The organism is Streptomyces sp. NPDC041129, assembly GCF_055592265.1.
Genome location: NZ_JBVIYV010000003.1, coordinates 107,895 through 123,750 on the forward strand (window position 1 = coordinate 107,895; position 15,856 = coordinate 123,750).

The window sequence follows — 15,856 nt, forward strand, 5'->3', positions numbered from 1 at the left end:
TGATCGGGCAGGGCGGGGCGGAACGCGCGGTGTCGCGGACTGGGAGGATCGCCCATGGGCGGACTCTCACAACCTTTCATGGGGGACCGAGTGCTCCCTCAATGGTAAAGGATGGGCAAAGAGTCCAAGGTGTGCGCTCTCCATGGGCGGCGGGACGCCGGTCCGGGCGGGGGCGGAATCCGATCCGCGATCCCGGCGGTCAGTGCGCGAGCGGCTTCACCCAGCGCCGCCACCGCTCCTCGGGCCCGTACCCGGCGGCCTGCCACGCGTGGTGTGCGCGCTCGTTGCGGACCAGCACCATCGCGTCCGCGCGCCGCCCGCCGAGCGCCGCGAACCGTTCTTCGGCGGCGGCCAGCAGCGCCGAGCCGATGCCCTGCCGCCGTCGCCCGGGGGACACCGCGAGCCGGTACAGATGGCAGCGCCAGCCGTCGAACCCCGCGATCACCGTGCCGACCAGCTCGCCCTCAAGCTCGGCGAGGATCAGCGCCTCGGGGTCGCGGGCCACCAGCCGCTCCACCCCCTCACGGTCGTCACTGATGCTGGTGCCCTCGGCGGCCGTCCTCCAGAACGCGAGGACGGCGTCCAGGTCGGCGGGCAGGGCGGGGCGCAGGCGGAGTCCGATCATGTGAAGACCCCATCACGCGACAGCACTTCCGCCCGGGAATTCCATCATGCGGACTCCTCGCGCAACCGGGCCAGCACCGGGGCGAACGCCTCCATCGAGGGCTCCAGGACCGTCAGGTACGAGAAGCCGAACCGCTCCCGCTGTGCCCGCACCCGCTCCACGAGGTCATCGAGCGGGCCGACCAGCACGATGGGCAGGGCCAGCGCCTCCTCCAGGGTGAGCTGCGGCTGACGCTCCAGGAGGGGTTTGAGGACGGGCTCGGGGTCGTCGGTGACGGCGACGATCTGGATGAGCAGGTTCAGCTCCGCCTCCTCGGCCCGGCCCGCCGCGTGCTCCCGGTACCGGGCCACCCGCTCGTCCATCTCCTCGGCCGTCAGCGGTTCCAGCGTCCCCGAGGTGCGTCCCGGCCGGGCTCCGGTGAACGCCGCGATGTCCGCGTGCTCGGCGGTCAGCCGCAGCATCCGGTCCCCGTTGGCGCCGATCAGCAGGGGCACTCGGCGCTGTTCGGGCCTCGGCAGGTGCTCCTGCGAGCCGAGCAGCCGGTCCAGCTCCCGGACCGTGCGCCGCAGGTGGTCCACCCGCTCGCGCGGGGAGCCGTACGGCAGTCCGGCCGTCTCGTGCTCGGCCTCGACGTAGCCGGTGCCGAGGCCGAGTTCGAGCCGGCCGCCGGTCAGCGCGTCGGTGGTCGCGACCTCGCGGGCCAGCAGCGCGGGGTTCCAGAAGCCCGCGTTGAGCACGAAGGTGCCGAGGCGCGGCCGCTCGGTCGCCTCGGCGGCCGCCACCAGCGCCGGGAACGGCGCGACCATGCCGAGGTGGTCGGGGACCAGGATCACGTCGTACCCCAGTTCCTCGGCACGGCGGCACGAGGCCCGCCACTCGGCGGCGGGTGAGGGCGTGAGCAGATTGACCCCGAAACGGAACGGGAGCGGCATGAACTCTCCTCGGCAGCGGGTGACTTGAGCCTGGCGCCACGATTCCATCACGCCTCCGCCGCGCCGCGAAGAAGCCCGCGCCGCGCCTCGCGGAAGGCCACGGTGGCCCCCGAGCCGCACGCGGCCGGCGTCCCACCACGCGAAGCCCGCGCCGCGGCCCGGGGACGCCGGCCACGCGCCGCGCCAAGTCCGCGGCGTGCCACGCGAAGGCCGAGCCGCGCCGTGCGAGGGCCGCTGACGCGCGGCGCGGACCCCGCGCCGCGCCGCTCTACGCGGACCCCGCGCCGCGCCGCTCTACGCGGACCCCGCGCCGCGCCGCTCTACGCGGACCCCGCGCCGCTCTACGCGGAGCCCGCGCCGCGCCCCGCGGGACGCCCGCCGCGCGCCGCGTGGAAGCCCCGTGGCGCCCCGCGAAGGCGAGTGGCGTCACTCGTGCGCGATCGCCGCCAGCACGTTCATCCGGGACGCCCGCAGCGCCGGCAACAGGGCCGCCACGATGCCGACCCCCGCAGCGCCGATCACGACCGCGACGACGGTGCCCCACGGGATGGCGAGCACGGTCATGCCCTGCAGGACGAGCACCCGCTGCATGCAGACACCCCACACCAGACCGAGCCCCAGTCCGAGGACCGCCCCGAACACCGCGATCACCACCGACTCCAGCCGGATCATCCGGCGCAGCTGCCGCCGGCCCAGCCCGATCGCGCGCAGCAGCCCGATCTCCCGGGTGCGCTCCACCACCGACAGGGCGAGGGTGTTGACCACGCCGAGCACCGCGATGACGATCGCCAGCCCGAGCAGCGCGTACACGAGGTACAGCAGCACCGCGATCTGGTCGTGCACGAGCTTCTTGTAGTCGGCCTGGTCGCGCACCTGGACCTGCGGGAACGGCTTGAGGGACCGCTCCAGACCCGAGCGCAGCTCCTGGGCGCCGGTGCCGGGGGCCCCGTTGACGTAGAGCGCGGAGTCCTGGCCGTCCGGCACCTGCTTCCGGAGCGTCGTGAGGCCGAGGAAGACGCCGCCCTGTGAACCGAAGGCCTGCGATCCCTCCTGGTCGGTGAGGGCTCCCACCGTCAGGTCCGCCCGGCGGCCGCCCTGGAACTCGACCGGGAGCACGGTGCCGATCCGCACCCGGTGGTCCTGGGCGAAGCCGGCGTCCATGGCGAGGTGCCCGTCCGCCAGCGCCGTCGCCGAGCCGCCCCGGGCGTAGGTGAGGTGGGCGACGTCGTCGAGCCGGGGGTCGTACCCGGCGGCCGTGGTCCGGACGCGCCTGCCGTCGGGCAGCCGCAGGGCGATCGGGGCGATCCGCTGGCGCACGACGAGCCCGGCGCCCGGGGTACCGGACACGGCGTCCGTGACATCCTTGTTGAACGGCCTGAACTCGGTGCCCTGCACGATGAAGTCGGCACCGAGCGTCCTGTCGATCTGCCGGTCGAACGACGCCGACATCGACGCGCTCGCCACCGACATGCCGGCGACCAGCGCCAGACCCACCATCAGCGCGGCGGCGGTCGCGCCGGTGCGGCGCGGATTGCGCAGCGCGTTGCGCTGGCTCATCCGGCCGACCGGCCCGAACAGCGCGGGGAAGGCCCCGCCGAGGACCCGGATCACCGGCCGCACCAGCAGCGGGCCCGCGATCACGGTGGCGATCAGCGTCAGCACCACGCCGAGGCCCAGCAACGAGGAGGCCGGGGCGGTCCGGTCGGCCGCCGCGCAGCCGGCCAGCGCGGTCGCACCGGCCGCCCCGACCACGGACCCGACGATCGCCCGGGTCCGCAACGGTTTGCCCACACCGGCGACCTCGGCGTCCGCCAGCGCCGCCATCGGGGAGACGGCGGCCGCCCGGCGCGCGGGCGGATACGCGGCGACGAAGGTGACGCCGACGCCGACCGCGTACGCGGCGACCGGGGTGCCCCAGCCGATGACCATCTCGGTGGCCTTCAGGTTCATCCCGAACGCGGCCATCAGCCGGATGAGACCGAACGCGAGGCCGATCCCCGCGGCGAGGCCGAGCGTGGAGCCGGCCACTCCGAGCAGCACCGCCTCCGTGAGCACCGACCGCCGCACCTGCCGCCGGTCCGCGCCCAGCGCCCGTAGCAGGCCCAGTTCGCGGGTGCGCTGGGCGATCAGCATGGAGAAGGTGTTGACGATCAGGAAGACGCCGACGAGCACGGCGATGCCGGCGAAGCCCAGCATCATGTACTTGATCACGTCGAGGAAGCCGCCGAGGTCGGCCGCTGCGGACTTGGCCTGCTCGTCCGCGGTCCTCAGGTCGTACGTCCCGGTGCCGATCGCCGCGCCGACCCGGTGCTTTAGCTCCGTGTCGGTCACGCCCTTCGCCGCGTCCACCGAGACGCCGGTGGCCCGGCCGGCGGAACCGAGCAGTGCGCGGCCGGCCACCGCGGGGTCGAGGAACACCCGGGCGGCACCCGGGTTGGTGGTGGTGAACGTGGCGATGCCGACGACCCGGACCCGGAACGAACCCGGCTGCGCCTGCACCGTCAGCGTGTCGCCGATCCGCACGTGCTTCTTGCCGGCGGTGTCCGCGTCGAGCATCGCCTGGCCCGCGCCGTGCGGGGCGTGACCGGAGGTCAGCTTCACCGGGCTGCGGCGGGTGGCGTACCAGGAGCCGGCGACGGTCGGGGCGCCGGTCGTCGGCCCGACGGACCGGTCGCGGCTGTCGACGACCACCACGTTCCGCACCGAGACGTCCGCGTACGCGGCGGCGACCCCGTCCACCTTCGCGATCCGGTCCGTCAGGTTCGCGGGGACGGTCTGGACCACGCCGCCGGGCACGGCGGACTTCAGGTCCTCCTTCGGCTCCACGGTCACATCGGCGGCGGTGGAGGCGAAGAGCCGGTCGAAGGTACGGCCCACGGTGTCGGAGAAGATCAGACTGCCCGCGACGAACGCCACGGACAGCACGACGGCCAGCGCGGACAGCGCCAGACGGCCCTTGTGGGCGAGGAAACTGCGCAGGGTCGCTCTGAGCACCGGGTCAGCCCTCGTGGGCGGCGACGTCGCCGCCGAGCCGCCCGCGCACCACGTCGAACGCCTTCATCCGCTCCAGCACTGCGTCCGCCGTCGGCCGCGCCATCTCGTCCACGATCCGCCCGTCGGCGAGGAAGAGCACCAGGTCGGAGTGGGCGGCCGCGCCCGGGTCGTGGGTGACCATGACGACCGTCTGCCCGAGATCGTCCACGGCGCTGCGCAGGAAGCCCAGCACCTCGAGTCCGGCGCGCGAGTCCAGGTTGCCCGTCGGCTCGTCGGCGAAGATCAGCTCGGGCCGGGACGCCAGCGCCCGCGCGCACGCCACCCGCTGCTGCTGACCGCCCGAGAGCTGCGCGGGCCGGTGGGACAGGCGTCCGCGCAGCCCGAGGGTGTCGATGACCTGGTCCAGCCAGGCCGCTTGGGGTCCGCGGCCGGCGATGTCCATCGGCAGCGTGATGTTCTCGGCCGCGGTCAGCGTCGGGATCAGGTTGAACGACTGGAACATGAAGCCGATCCGGTCCCGCCGCAGCCGGGTCAGCTCCCGGTCCTTCATGCCGGTGATCTCGGTGTCGCCGAGCCAGACCTGACCGGCGGACACGTTGTCCAGTCCCGCCAGGCAGTGCATCAGCGTGGACTTCCCCGAGCCCGAGGGACCCATCACGGCGGTGAAGCGGCCGCGGGCGATGTCCACGTCCACCGAGTCGAGGGCGAGCACCGCGGTCTCACCCGAGCCGTACGCCTTGGTCAGCCCGCGCGCGCGGGCAGCGATCCCGCCGTCCGGCGTCAGGCCCGGTGCGTGCTCAGCAGCAGGTGTGGACAAGACCGCCTCCCGGTCGTCGACTCCCTCGTTCCGACCGAGCCTAGTGTGACCGGGCCCACAGCCGGTATCCCTCCTGGGGCCGACGACACGCACACCGTGTAAGGGGCACCGTCCCCGGGACGGCCCATCGGATCGCCGTCACGGGTGCCGGCCGCCCCAGGCCGGGGCGGCCGCCGTGTACGGTGCCGGCGGTCAGCGCTCGGCCGGTTCCGCGGGCCGCCAGGCCGTGCCCAGGGCGCAGTACGACGTGGGCAGCCTCGGTCCCCGCTCCGGCAGCAGCACCCGCCGCTGCGGCCCGAGTTCGAAGCCGGCGTCACGCAGTCCTGCGACCGGGTCACGGGCCAGGTGGCAGCCGCCGCTCAGTGCCGGCCAGAGCGTGCGGTCCAGGGTGCGCTGGGTCAGCACCATCATCCGGCCGCCGCCCCGGCCGTGCTCGAAGAACCGCACCTCGCCACCCGGTTTGAGCACCCGCCGCACCTCGCCCAGCGTCCGTGCCACGTCCCGCACGCTGCACAGCACGAGCGACAGCACGGCCGCGTCGAAGGCCTCGCTCTTCACGGGCAGCGCCTCCGCGACCCCGGGCACCACGTCGACGGGCACCTGGACGCGCAGGGCCGACTCCAGGGCCAGCTTCCGCAGCAGCGGCTCGGGTTCGATCGCTACGACCTCCGCGACCGCCCCCGGATAGTGCCCGAAGTTCAGCCCGTTCCCGGCACCGATCTCGATCACCCGCCCGGACAGCCCGGCGAGCAGCCGCTCGCGTATCCCGGCCATCCCGAGCCGGGTCTCGGCGCCCACGCTGAGCCGGGCGTAGTAACGGGCGAAGAGCGGGTGGTGGACGGGACTCCGCGCCACCGTGCCGGAACCGGCCGACGACAACCGCATGGCAACCTCCCGGACAGGGCCTACGGATATTGTCCCCCGGGGAGCCCCGGCACACCCCCGCCGCGTCCATGGTCATGAGCGGCGGGCGGGAGGTGTGCGGGGCCGCCGCTCAGGGCGTCTGCCGGATCCGGAACGCCTCCGCGTCCCAGGTCCCGTCGAGCCGAGCGGCCAGCCAGCCCGGCGCGGCGGCCCGGAAGGCGGCGGGCGGGAGCGCGCCCGCCCCTGCGGGCAGCGCGCCGAGCAGCGGGGCGTCCGCGACCTCCGGCAGGTCCGCGACATTGCAGCGCGAGGCCAGGTCCGGGTCGTCGGGCCAGCTCCCGATCACGATCCCGGCGAGATCCAGCTCACGGGCCCGCAGTTCACGTGCCGTCAGCTCGGTGGTGTTGAGCGTGCCGAGGCCGGCCGAGGCGACGACCAGCACCGGCGCGTTCAGCAGCCGGGCCGTGTCGGCCAGGGTTCCACCCGCCGCGTCGAACCGGACGAGCAGCCCGCCCGCCCCCTCGACCAGCACCAGGTCGTGCTCGGTGGCCAGCTTGGCCGCGGCCTCGGCCACCTCGTGCGGATGCACCGGAGACATCCCGGCCCGCCGGGCCGCCGTGCCCGGCGCCAACGGCTCCGGAAAGCGCGCCAGTTCGCCGGCCGTGACCGGTCCGGCCAGCCGGGCCACCTCGTCCGCGTCGCCGCGCTCGTCCGGCCGTACGCCCGTCTGCGCGGCCTTCAGCACCGCCACCGAACGCCCGGCCGCGAGTGCCGCGGCGGCGACGGCAGCGGTCGTGACGGTCTTGCCGACCTCCGTGCCCGTCCCCGTGATCACCAGTACCGGCATCTCATCCCTCCCGCGCCGCGGCGCACACCGCGCGCGCGATCCGCGCCACGTCCTCGTCCGAGGTGACGTACGGCGGCATCGTGTAGACCAGGTCGCGGAACGGGCGCAGCCACACGCCCTCCCGCACGGCGGCCCGGGTGGCCGCGGTCATGTCGACCTCGTGGTCGAGCTGCACCACGCCGATGGCGCCCAGGACGCGGACGTCCTTCACCCCCGGCAGCGTGGCGGCGGGTGCCAGGCCCGCCCGGAGACCCGCCTCGATCCGCCGGACCTCCGACCGCCAGTCCTGCCCGAGCAGCAGGCCGATCGAGGCGCAGGCCACGGCCGCCGCCAGCGGGTTGCCCATGAACGTCGGGCCGTGGGCGAGCACCGGCACCTCACCCTGCGAGATGCCGTCCGCCACCCGCGCGGTGCACAGCGTGGCCGCCATGGTGAGGTAGCCGCCGGTCAGCGCCTTCCCCACGCACATCACGTCCGGGGTGACGCCCGCGTGGTCCGCGGCGAACAGCGCGCCGGTGCGCCCGAATCCGGTGGCGATCTCGTCGAACACCAGCAGCACGCCGTGCTCGTCGCAGGCCTCGCGCAGCACCCGCAGATACGCGGGGGAGTGGAACCGCATCCCGCCGGCTCCCTGCACCACCGGCTCCACGATCACCGCGGCCAGTTCTTCGGCGTGCCGCCCGACCAGCTCGCGCAACCGCAGCGCGTACGGCTCCTCGTACTCGGCCGGCGGCGTGTCCGCGAACACCTGACGGGGCAGCACACCGGTCCACAGGTCGTGCATCCCGCCGTCGGGGTCGCACACCGACATCGGGTTCCAGGTGTCGCCGTGATAGCCGCCGCGCCAGGTCAGCAGCCGCTGCTTGGCCGGGCGGCCGAGCGAGCGCCAGTACTGCAGGCACATCTTCACCGCGACCTCGACCGACACCGAGCCGGAGTCGGCGAGGAACACATGCTCGAGTCCCTCTGGCGACATGTCGACAAGGAGCTTCGCCAGCCGGACGGCGGGCTCGTGCGTGAGCCCGCCGAACATGACGTGGCTCATCCGCCCGAGCTGCTCACGGGCCGCCTCGTTGAGGACGGGGTGGTTGTAGCCGTGGATCGCCGACCACCACGAGGACATCCCGTCGACCAGCTCGCCCGAGCCGTCGGCCGGGCGCAGCCGGACCCCGCTCGCCGACTCCACGACGAGTGGTTCGCCGCGCCCGGGCATCGGGCCGTACGGATGCCACACATGCCGCCGGTCGAGTTCCAGCAGCTCGGGCACGCTGAGGCCGGGCAGGTCAGGCATTGGGCGCGAGATCCGTTCCGGCGCCCCGGCGGCGCACCGCGACCAGGTCGGTGCGCGCCTCGTTCTCCACGGGCTCCGGCGCGGACGGGGTACCGCAGACCCCGCCGCCCTCGTGCGATCCGCAGCCGCCGCCCTCGTGCGATCCGCAGCCCGCCTCCGCCTGTGACCCGCACCCGGCGCCGGCGTGGGAGCCGCAGCCGCCCGCGGCCGCCGCCCGGTGCTCCGGCAGGGTCACCTGCTCGGCGCCCTCCACCTCGAACCCGGCGTCCGCGATCATCTCCAGGTCGGCCTTGCCCGCCTGACCCTCACTGGTCAGGTAGTCGCCCAGGAAGATGGAGTTGGCCAGGTTCAGGGCCAGGGGCTGCATGGTGCGCAGGTGGACCTCGCGGCCGCCCGCGATGCGCACCTCGGCGTCCGGGCAGACGAAGCGGACCATCGCGAGAATGCGCAGACAGCGCTGCGGGGTGAGGTTCCACTCCTTGGCGAGCGGGGTTCCCTCGAACGGGATCAGGAAGTTCACCGGAACGGAGTCCGGGTCGAGCTCGCGCAGCGAGAAGACGACGTCCACCAGGTCCTCGTCGCTCTCGCCCATGCCGGCGATCAGCCCGGAGCAGGCGGACAGTCCGGCGGCGTGCGCCTTGTTCACCGTGTCCACCCGGTCGGCGTACGTGTGGGTGGTGGTGATGTCCCCGTACGTGGCCTCGGAGGTGTTCAGGTTGTGGTTGTAGGCGTCCGCGCCCGCCTCGCGCAGCCGTTCGGCCTGGCCGTCGGAGAGCAGGCCGAGACAGGCGCACACCTCGACGTTCTCGTGCTGGTCCTTGATGGTCCGGATGGTCTCGGAGACCCGGTCCACGTCCCGGTCCGTGGGGCCGCGCCCGGACGCCACCAGGCACACCCGCTTGGCGCCGCCGGCCAGGCCGGCGGCGGCGGCCTCGGAGGCCTCGCCGGGCTTGAGCCAGGTGTACTTGAGGATGCCGGCGGTGGAGCCCAGCCGCTGGGAGCAGTAGGAACAGTCCTCCGGGCACAGGCCGGACTTGAGGTTGACCAGATAGTTGAGTTTCACGCGCCGGCCGAACCAGTGCCGGCGCACCTTGCCGGCCGCGGCCACCACATCGAGCAGGTCGTCGTCGGAGGTGGCGAGCACGGCGAGAGCCTCGTCGCGGGTCGGCGACTCGCGCCGAAGCCCCTTGTCCACCAGCGTGTTCAGCAGGTCCATGAGGCACGATCCTGTCCTACGGGACCGCCTCGGGCCAAGGAGAGTTTGCACAACGGAGACGGTTCACCGTGTGGGTATTGCCACACCCTGGGCGGGCGGCCGTGCGGCTAGTGTCTGTCCGCTACCTACAAAAGCCCCGGAGGACCCATGGCGTTCGGCTGGATCGACGAGCAGGCCGAGGCGCGCCGTCGCGCCGGACTGGTACGGACTCTGCGCCCCCGCCCCGCCGACTCGCCGCTGCTGGACCTGGCGAGCAACGACTACCTGGGTCTCGCCCACCATCCCGAGGTCGCCGAGGGGGCCGCCGGGGCCGCCCGGACCTGGGGCGGCGGGTCCACCGGTTCCCGGCTGGTCACCGGAACCACCGAGCTGCACACCGAGCTGGAGCGGGAACTCGCGGACTTCTGCGGCTTCGAGGCGGCCCTGGTCTTCTCCTCCGGCTACGCCGCCAACCTGGCCGCGGTCACCGCGCTGGGCCCGCACGGGTCCCTGATCGTGTCCGACGCGGGCAACCACGCCTCGCTCATCGACGGCTGCCGGCTCGCCCGGGGCGCCACCCAGGTGGTCGGGCACGCCGACCCGGAGGCCGTCGGCAAGGCTCTCGGCACGCACCCCGGACCGGCGATCGTCGTCTCCGACACGGTGTTCTCCGTCGACGGCGACGCGGCACCGCTGGCCGCCCTGGCCGAGGCGTGCCGCGAGCAGGGCGCGGGCCTCGTCGTGGACGACGCGCACGGCCTCGGGGTGCTGGGCGACGGCGGCCGGGGCGCCCCGGCCGCCGCCGGGCTGGCGGGCGCCGGCGACGTGGTCGTCACGGCCACACTGTCGAAGTCGCTGGGCAGCCAGGGCGGTGTGGTGCTCGGACCGGCCCGGGTCATCGCCCATCTGGTCAACGCGGCCCGCACGTTCATCTTCGACACGGGTCTCGCCCCCGCGGCCGTGGGCGCCGCGCTCGCGGCGCTGCGGCTGCTGCGGCGCGAGCCGTCGCGGGCGGAGCGGGCCCGCGCGGTCGCCGCCGAACTGCACGCACGTCTGACCGCCGCGGGTCTGGAGGCGGTGCGACCGGACGCCGCGGTGGTCTCCGTGCGGGCCCCGTCCCCGGAGCAGGCCGTGCGCTGGGCGGCCGACTGCCGTACGGCAGGCCTGGCCGTGGGCTGTTTCCGTCCTCCTTCCGTGCCCGACGGCATCTCGAGGCTGCGGCTGACCGCCCGCGCGGACCTCTCCGGGGCCGAGATCGAACGCGCTGTACGTGTGATTCGCGAGGCGCGACCATGAGTCGGCGTGACACGGCCGCACATCTTGCGAAAGTGATCGGATCTGATCAGTAGGGGTCGGTCCGCTGATCGGTGGTCAGGTCGGGTTCGACCAGCTCACCGGAGTGTGCCCACGAAACCCGCCCAGCTCTCGGGGGAGAAGAGCAGCGCGGGTCCTGCGGGGGCCTTGGAGTCGCGCACGGCGAGCAGTCCGGCCCACGGGCCGGAGCGCGGCCGGGCCGTCTCCACGCAGTTGTTCGCTCCCGTGCTGTAGCTGCTGCGCAGCCACCGCGCCTCGGGCAGATCGGTACTGGCTGGGACGTTCCGAGGCAGTGCTGTCATGGTGCCTCCTTACGCGCCGTCACCTATCCCGGCGATGTAGTCCAACGATTCCTCGGGTGAAAGGGCGTGGAACTGAAGGGTGTCGAAGGCCTCGGCGTAGGCCATGAGGTCTTCTTTCCGTTCCAGGTAGAGGCTACTCGTCAACTGGTCGAGAACAACCACGTCCAGATCAGAAGTGCTCGGAAATGAGAAAATAACGAAAGGCCCGGTGAGGCCGACATGCGCCCCCGACGCGAACGGCAGTACCTGGAGCCGTACTTGGGGCAGCCGCGCCGCCTCCACCAGCCGTTCCAGCTGCCGCGCCATCACCTCGGGGCCGCCGACCTCGCGCCGGAGCACCGCCTCGTCCAGTACCGCGGTCAGCTCCAGCGGCGGCTCGGAGCGGAGCACGTCCTGCCTCGCCAGCCGCACCTCCACCAGGGCGTCCAGCCGTTCCTCGTCCACTCCCTCCACCGCCGCCCGGGTCACCGCGCGAGCGTATTCGGGCGTCTGCAGAAGGCCGGGAACCACCGTGGTCTCCAGGGTGCGCATCCCGCTCGCCTGCGACTCCAGGCTGATGAAGTCGCGGTAGGTTGGCGGCAGGACCCCCCGGTAGGCGTGCCACCAGCGGTTGCGGCCGCCCGCGTCCTCCGAGCCCGTCAACATCAGCAGCATGTCGCGCAGTTGCCGGTCCCGGACCTCGTAGGCGTCGAGGAGTAACCGCACGTCGGCCGGTCTCACCCCGCTGGCGCCGGTCTCGATGCGGCTCACCTTCGACTGGTGCCAGCCCACCAGAAGAGCCGCCTCGCCACTGGTGAGCCCGGCCCCGGTGCGCAGCGCGCGCAGTTCGGCGCCCAGCTTGCGGCGCCGCACCGCGGGACCGTTCTGCATGGAAACTCCTTACTCCTTCCGGGCCGCCCGGATACGGTCTCGCGTCGCAGAGTTCACCGCTTCGGGCGACAGATATATGCATATCTTGGTGGATCGCTCCCCTGACCGGCCCGGTGGTGGCAGTCTGGCGAAGAAGCACCAGTCCGGGACCGTACTCGAACCATCCGCTCCTCGTCGGACTGCGGTCCCGTGGGAAAGGGACGACGTCGCCATGGCAGACCACCTGGAAGCATCCGTCACTCTGCCGAGCGATCCCGCCTCGGTCTCCGCGGCCCGTTCCTACGTGGTGGGCACCCTCGCGGAGTGGGGCCTGCCGTCGGACACCGACGTGGCCGACACCGTGCGGCTCATCGTCTCCGAACTCGCCACCAACGCCGTGCAGCACACCTTCGGTCAGTCACCCACTTTCACGGTCGACATCGCGCTGGACCGTGACGAACACCTGCGCATCGGCGTCACGGACAGTCATCCGCGCTTTCCCAAGAGACTGCCCGCCGCCGTGCAGCAGGACAACGGGCGCGGCATGGTCATCATCCGCTGGCTCACCGCCGAGTGCGGCGGCAGACTCCGCGTACGTCCCACCCGCGAAGGCGGCAAGACGGTGTCGATCGAACTGCCGTGGACCCTCCAGGGGGAGCAGCTCACGACGGCCGGGCAGCAGGAGCCCTAGAACCGGCACCTGGAAACCCTGGAAGGGGAGCCCCGGAAGCCGGGGAACCAGGGCACGGTGCGCGGCCCCGTGGCCGGCCCCCGCGGCCCGGCAAGCCGCCGGACGCGGCTGCGCCGCCCCGGGCCGCCCGCGTGCTTCAGGCGGGCACCGGGACGGCGCCGACGGTCAGGGGGAGCGGCCCGGCTGCTGGAGCCGCTCCGGGGCTGGGCGGGTCAGCTGACCCGGCCGTACCAGACGCTCCGGGTCCAGATCTTCTCGAGCCGCACCACGGCGCCGGTCTTCGGGGCGTGCCAGATCTTGCCCTTCCCGGCGTAGATGCCGACGTGGTAAACGCTGGATCCATAGTGGAAGAAGACCAGGTCACCGGCCCTGCGGTGGCCGGCGGAGATATGACGGGTCCGGTTGTACTGCTGGGCCGCCGTGCGCGGCAGCTTCTTGCCCGCCTTCTTGAACGAGTAGAGCGTCAGACCCGAGCAGTCGAACCGGCGCGGACCGGTTGCCCCGTACTGGTAAGGGGAGCCCTTCTTGGAGGCGGCGATGTGCAGGGCCTTGGTCGCCATGGTGGCGGCCGAGGCCTCGCCGGCCAGGCCGGGCACAGCGATGGAGCCGCCCACCGCGGCAAGCGTAAGAGCCGAGGCCGTACCGGCCCTGGCCATCATCGACGGGACACGATTCAGCGCAGTCATGCGCAACCCTTCGTCAGCCGCCTGTGAAGGATGACCTGTCGGATTCGGGCTGGCGAAGTTGCCCGGCCGCGTTGCCGCGGCTTCACCCCAAGGGCTGCTCGGCACGACCGTCCGTCTGCGACGAACGTCCGTCCCGGCGACCCGTCTTGCCTGGGTCCTCCACTCCTGCCGATCCACTCCTGTCGACCGGTCATCCGGGCGGCGGCAGGACTCGGCGTCCGCACGGATCGCCCCGCCGCGGTGGCGGGGGCTTGTCGTCAGACAGGGATCTTCACTCACAGGTGTCCGAAAATCCCAACGGAACCGGGGATTTGTGGCGTTACTCACCACTCATCCGTTCGGGTGGACAGTGCTCCGTTCGAGTTGCCGTCAACTATCGTGCGTAGCCCCGGACCTGGGGCGGAGCACCTCGGCGCACATCCGGTACCCGCCGATCGCGCAAGTCGGGGAGTCAGAAAAAAAGCCCGGAGATACTCCGGCCGGGGGTACGTCGTTCGGGCCGTTTCAACTCCGCGCCGGGCGGACCGTCGACGACGAGGTCCACCCGGCGCGGGAATCGGCGTCCGGGTCAGCCCACACAGTCGGGCGGGAGCACGACGCGCGCGGTACGGCGCTCACCGTCGAGCACCCGCAGGGCCCGTGCCAGCGTCTCCCCGTGCAGCTCCGTCTCGCCCCGCCGGTGCATCAGCGCGAGCGCGTCGCGCAGCTCGGCCGCCTTGCGTACCAGGGCCTGCGCCGCGCGCAGCCCGCTGTAGGTGTCTCCCGGCCGCGCCGGGTTGATCCGGCCGAGCAGGTCGGCCGCCTCCAGGTAACGGTCGATCAGCTCGCCCTCGGCCCTGGTCAGCGCGGGCAGCGGCGGCAGCTCCGGTGGCAGCATCGGCGGGTCACTCCGCCCGCTCGGCGCCGGGACCGGCCTTGCGGCTCGGGACGACACCGTCCACCAGGCCGTACGCCAGCGCGCCCGGCGCGTCCAGCACCAGGTCCCGCTCCAGGTCCTGGCCGATCTGCTCCGGAGTGCGCCCGGTGTGCCGGACCAGCATCCCCTCCATCAGCGCCCGCGCCCGGGTCAGCTCCCCGGCCTGGATGAGGAGGTCGCTCGGCTGCCCCTGGGCCGGCTCGGGCAGCGCGGGCTGCTCGAGCACCACGCGCGCTCCCGGCAGGATGAAGCGTTTGCCCGGGGTGCCGGCCGCGAGCAGGACGGCGGCGGTGGAGGCGGCCTGGCCCAGGCAGTAGGTCTCCACGTCGCAGTGGACGTAGCGCATCGTGTCGTAGACGGCCGTCATGGCGCCGAACGAGCCGCCGGGGCAGTTGAGGTACAGCGTGATGTCGCGGTCCGGCGCGGCGTGTTCGAGGTGCATGAACTGGGTGATCACGTCGGTCGCCGCGGTGTCGTCGAGGGGTGTCCCGAGGAAGATCACCCGGCTCTCGAACAGCTTCGAGTACGGATCGAGCGTGCGGTGCCCGCCCGTACTCGTGCGTTCGGTGAACTCGGGCAGGACGTGGCGGGCGGACGGTCGTGCCATGGGCGTACCCCTCCTCGCGACGGGACCTCCGACGGCCCCGCGTCTGTACAAAATGTACAGGAAGTACGTGACGTTATGATGGGGCCATGGCCTACGAGATTCCGGTGACGCAAGCCAGGGCTGAGTTCGCCGATCTGATCAACCGGGTGGTGTACGGCGGTGAGCGCGTCGTCGTGACGCGGCACGGCAAGCCGCTCGTCGCACTGGTCTCGGCCGCCGATCTGGAGCACCTGGACGCTCTCGAGGAGCCGGCCGAGGAGGAGATCGTCAGCTCCGTGTCCAAGGTGGGCGAGCCCGCGCCCGCGGCCCGGGAGCGGCACCGGTTCGGTATCGCCGCCGAGCACCGGGGGCCCGGCGTCTCCTAGCCCCTCGCGCGCGGACGGCTCGTCAACGCGCGCGTACGGAGCAGTCCATCGAGTGGTCATGGGCCGATCAAAGGCTGGTTAACGTCGTTGAAACTCCGGCGAACTAGCCTGCCGATCCACGCCACCAGGGGTTTTTCTGCCCGCGTTGATCACCATCGGGGCAATTTGTCCGCGTGTTACATCTGTCCCCGTCGCGGTGGCTGCGGCAACCGGACCCCGCACGGTCCGGAGCGAGGACTGTGAGGTGGGACGTGCAACTGACCCCGCACGAGCAAGAGCGGCTGCTGATCCATGTGGCGGCCGACGTCGCCGAGAGGCGCCGGGCCCGCGGACTGCGGCTCAACCACCCCGAGGCGGTCGCCCTCATCACCTCGCACATCCTCGAGGGCGCACGGGACGGCCGTACCGTCGCCGAGCTGATGTCCTCCGGCCGGGGGCTCCTCACCCGTGACGACGTCATGGACGGCATCCCGGAGATGATCCACGACGTACAGGTCGAGGCCACTTTCCCGGACGGCACCAAGCTCGTCACCGTGCACGAGCCGATCGTCTGAGGGGGCC

The 15,856-nt window shown here is 72.7% G+C and carries 17 protein-coding genes and 1 riboswitch; of the genes, 4 read left to right on the forward strand and 13 right to left on the reverse strand.

Translation table 11 applies throughout. The annotated features are described in order from the left end of the window. Positions 1 to 199 precede the first annotated feature (199 nt). From ACZ6B1_RS13255 to bioB, 8 genes are all read right to left on the reverse strand, one after another. On the reverse strand, positions 200 to 625 hold the full coding sequence (locus ACZ6B1_RS13255) for a GNAT family N-acetyltransferase (RefSeq protein ID WP_468777719.1): 426 nt from the start codon (positions 623 to 625) through the stop codon (positions 200 to 202). A 44-nt stretch (positions 626 to 669) separates the two neighbouring features. Beyond that, complete coding sequence (locus ACZ6B1_RS13260; RefSeq protein WP_468777721.1) at positions 670 to 1,557, reverse strand: LLM class F420-dependent oxidoreductase; 888 nt, start codon at positions 1,555 to 1,557, stop codon at positions 670 to 672. Positions 1,558 to 1,983: 426 nt separating this feature from the next. Continuing rightward, positions 1,984 to 4,551, reverse strand: a complete 2,568-nt coding sequence (locus ACZ6B1_RS13265) for an ABC transporter permease (RefSeq protein ID WP_468777723.1) — start codon at positions 4,549 to 4,551, stop codon at positions 1,984 to 1,986. A gap of 4 nt (positions 4,552 to 4,555) precedes the next feature. Then, on the reverse strand, positions 4,556 to 5,368 hold the full coding sequence (locus ACZ6B1_RS13270; RefSeq protein ID WP_468777725.1) for an ABC transporter ATP-binding protein: 813 nt from the start codon (positions 5,366 to 5,368) through the stop codon (positions 4,556 to 4,558). A gap of 192 nt (positions 5,369 to 5,560) precedes the next feature. Beyond that, positions 5,561 to 6,253: a class I SAM-dependent methyltransferase gene (locus ACZ6B1_RS13275; protein WP_468777727.1), complete on the reverse strand. Its 693-nt coding sequence runs from the start codon at positions 6,251 to 6,253 to the stop codon at positions 5,561 to 5,563. Positions 6,254 to 6,362: 109 nt separating this feature from the next. Then, the gene (bioD, locus tag ACZ6B1_RS13280; RefSeq protein WP_468777729.1) at positions 6,363 to 7,079 is read right to left on the reverse strand and encodes a dethiobiotin synthase; all 717 of its coding nucleotides are present in this window, start codon (positions 7,077 to 7,079) and stop codon (positions 6,363 to 6,365) included. Between the two features lies 1 nt (position 7,080). After that, complete coding sequence (locus tag ACZ6B1_RS13285; protein ID WP_468777731.1) at positions 7,081 to 8,370, reverse strand: adenosylmethionine--8-amino-7-oxononanoate transaminase; 1,290 nt, start codon at positions 8,368 to 8,370, stop codon at positions 7,081 to 7,083. Then, on the reverse strand, positions 8,363 to 9,586 hold the full coding sequence (gene bioB, locus ACZ6B1_RS13290; RefSeq protein ID WP_468777733.1) for a biotin synthase BioB: 1,224 nt from the start codon (positions 9,584 to 9,586) through the stop codon (positions 8,363 to 8,365). Before bioB ends, ACZ6B1_RS13285 begins: the two co-directional genes overlap by 8 nt. A gap of 147 nt (positions 9,587 to 9,733) precedes the next feature. Here bioB and ACZ6B1_RS13295 point away from each other — a divergent pair, with 147 nt between their 5' ends. Beyond that, on the forward strand, positions 9,734 to 10,861 hold the full coding sequence (locus ACZ6B1_RS13295) for an 8-amino-7-oxononanoate synthase (protein ID WP_468777736.1): 1,128 nt from the start codon (positions 9,734 to 9,736) through the stop codon (positions 10,859 to 10,861). Positions 10,862 to 10,956: 95 nt separating this feature from the next. On the opposite strand, the gene ACZ6B1_RS13300 is transcribed toward ACZ6B1_RS13295, so the two are convergent. Both ACZ6B1_RS13300 and ACZ6B1_RS13305 read right to left on the reverse strand, forming a co-directional pair. Continuing rightward, on the reverse strand, positions 10,957 to 11,181 hold the full coding sequence (locus tag ACZ6B1_RS13300) for a DUF397 domain-containing protein (protein ID WP_468777738.1): 225 nt from the start codon (positions 11,179 to 11,181) through the stop codon (positions 10,957 to 10,959). Between the two features lie 9 nt (positions 11,182 to 11,190). Continuing rightward, positions 11,191 to 12,051, reverse strand: a complete 861-nt coding sequence (locus ACZ6B1_RS13305) for a helix-turn-helix domain-containing protein (protein ID WP_468777740.1) — start codon at positions 12,049 to 12,051, stop codon at positions 11,191 to 11,193. Positions 12,052 to 12,262: 211 nt separating this feature from the next. On the opposite strand from ACZ6B1_RS13305, the gene ACZ6B1_RS13310 reads away from it, so the two are divergent. Further along, the gene (locus tag ACZ6B1_RS13310; protein ID WP_468777742.1) at positions 12,263 to 12,721 is read left to right on the forward strand and encodes an ATP-binding protein; all 459 of its coding nucleotides are present in this window, start codon (positions 12,263 to 12,265) and stop codon (positions 12,719 to 12,721) included. Positions 12,722 to 12,933: 212 nt separating this feature from the next. Here the strand turns inward: ACZ6B1_RS13310 and ACZ6B1_RS13315 are convergent, their stop codons facing one another. From ACZ6B1_RS13315 to ACZ6B1_RS13325, 3 genes are all read right to left on the reverse strand, one after another. Further along, on the reverse strand, positions 12,934 to 13,407 hold the full coding sequence (locus ACZ6B1_RS13315) for a C40 family peptidase (RefSeq protein ID WP_468777744.1): 474 nt from the start codon (positions 13,405 to 13,407) through the stop codon (positions 12,934 to 12,936). A gap of 3 nt (positions 13,408 to 13,410) precedes the next feature. Then, positions 13,411 to 13,540: riboswitch (cyclic di-AMP (ydaO/yuaA leader) on the reverse strand. 435 nt (positions 13,541 to 13,975) lie between these two features. Beyond that, a complete protein-coding gene (locus ACZ6B1_RS13320; RefSeq protein ID WP_468777746.1) occupies positions 13,976 to 14,284 on the reverse strand; it encodes a hypothetical protein in 309 nt (102 codons plus the stop codon). 7 nt (positions 14,285 to 14,291) lie between these two features. Further along, positions 14,292 to 14,930: an ATP-dependent Clp protease proteolytic subunit gene (locus tag ACZ6B1_RS13325; RefSeq protein WP_468777748.1), complete on the reverse strand. Its 639-nt coding sequence runs from the start codon at positions 14,928 to 14,930 to the stop codon at positions 14,292 to 14,294. An 86-nt stretch (positions 14,931 to 15,016) separates the two neighbouring features. Here ACZ6B1_RS13325 and ACZ6B1_RS13330 point away from each other — a divergent pair, with 86 nt between their 5' ends. Together ACZ6B1_RS13330 and ACZ6B1_RS13335 are read left to right on the forward strand one after the other, a co-directional pair. Continuing rightward, positions 15,017 to 15,295, forward strand: a complete 279-nt coding sequence (locus ACZ6B1_RS13330; protein WP_468777750.1) for a type II toxin-antitoxin system Phd/YefM family antitoxin — start codon at positions 15,017 to 15,019, stop codon at positions 15,293 to 15,295. 251 nt (positions 15,296 to 15,546) lie between these two features. Further along, complete coding sequence (locus ACZ6B1_RS13335) at positions 15,547 to 15,849, forward strand: urease subunit gamma (protein ID WP_468777752.1); 303 nt, start codon at positions 15,547 to 15,549, stop codon at positions 15,847 to 15,849. Positions 15,850 to 15,856: the final 7 nt, after the last annotated feature.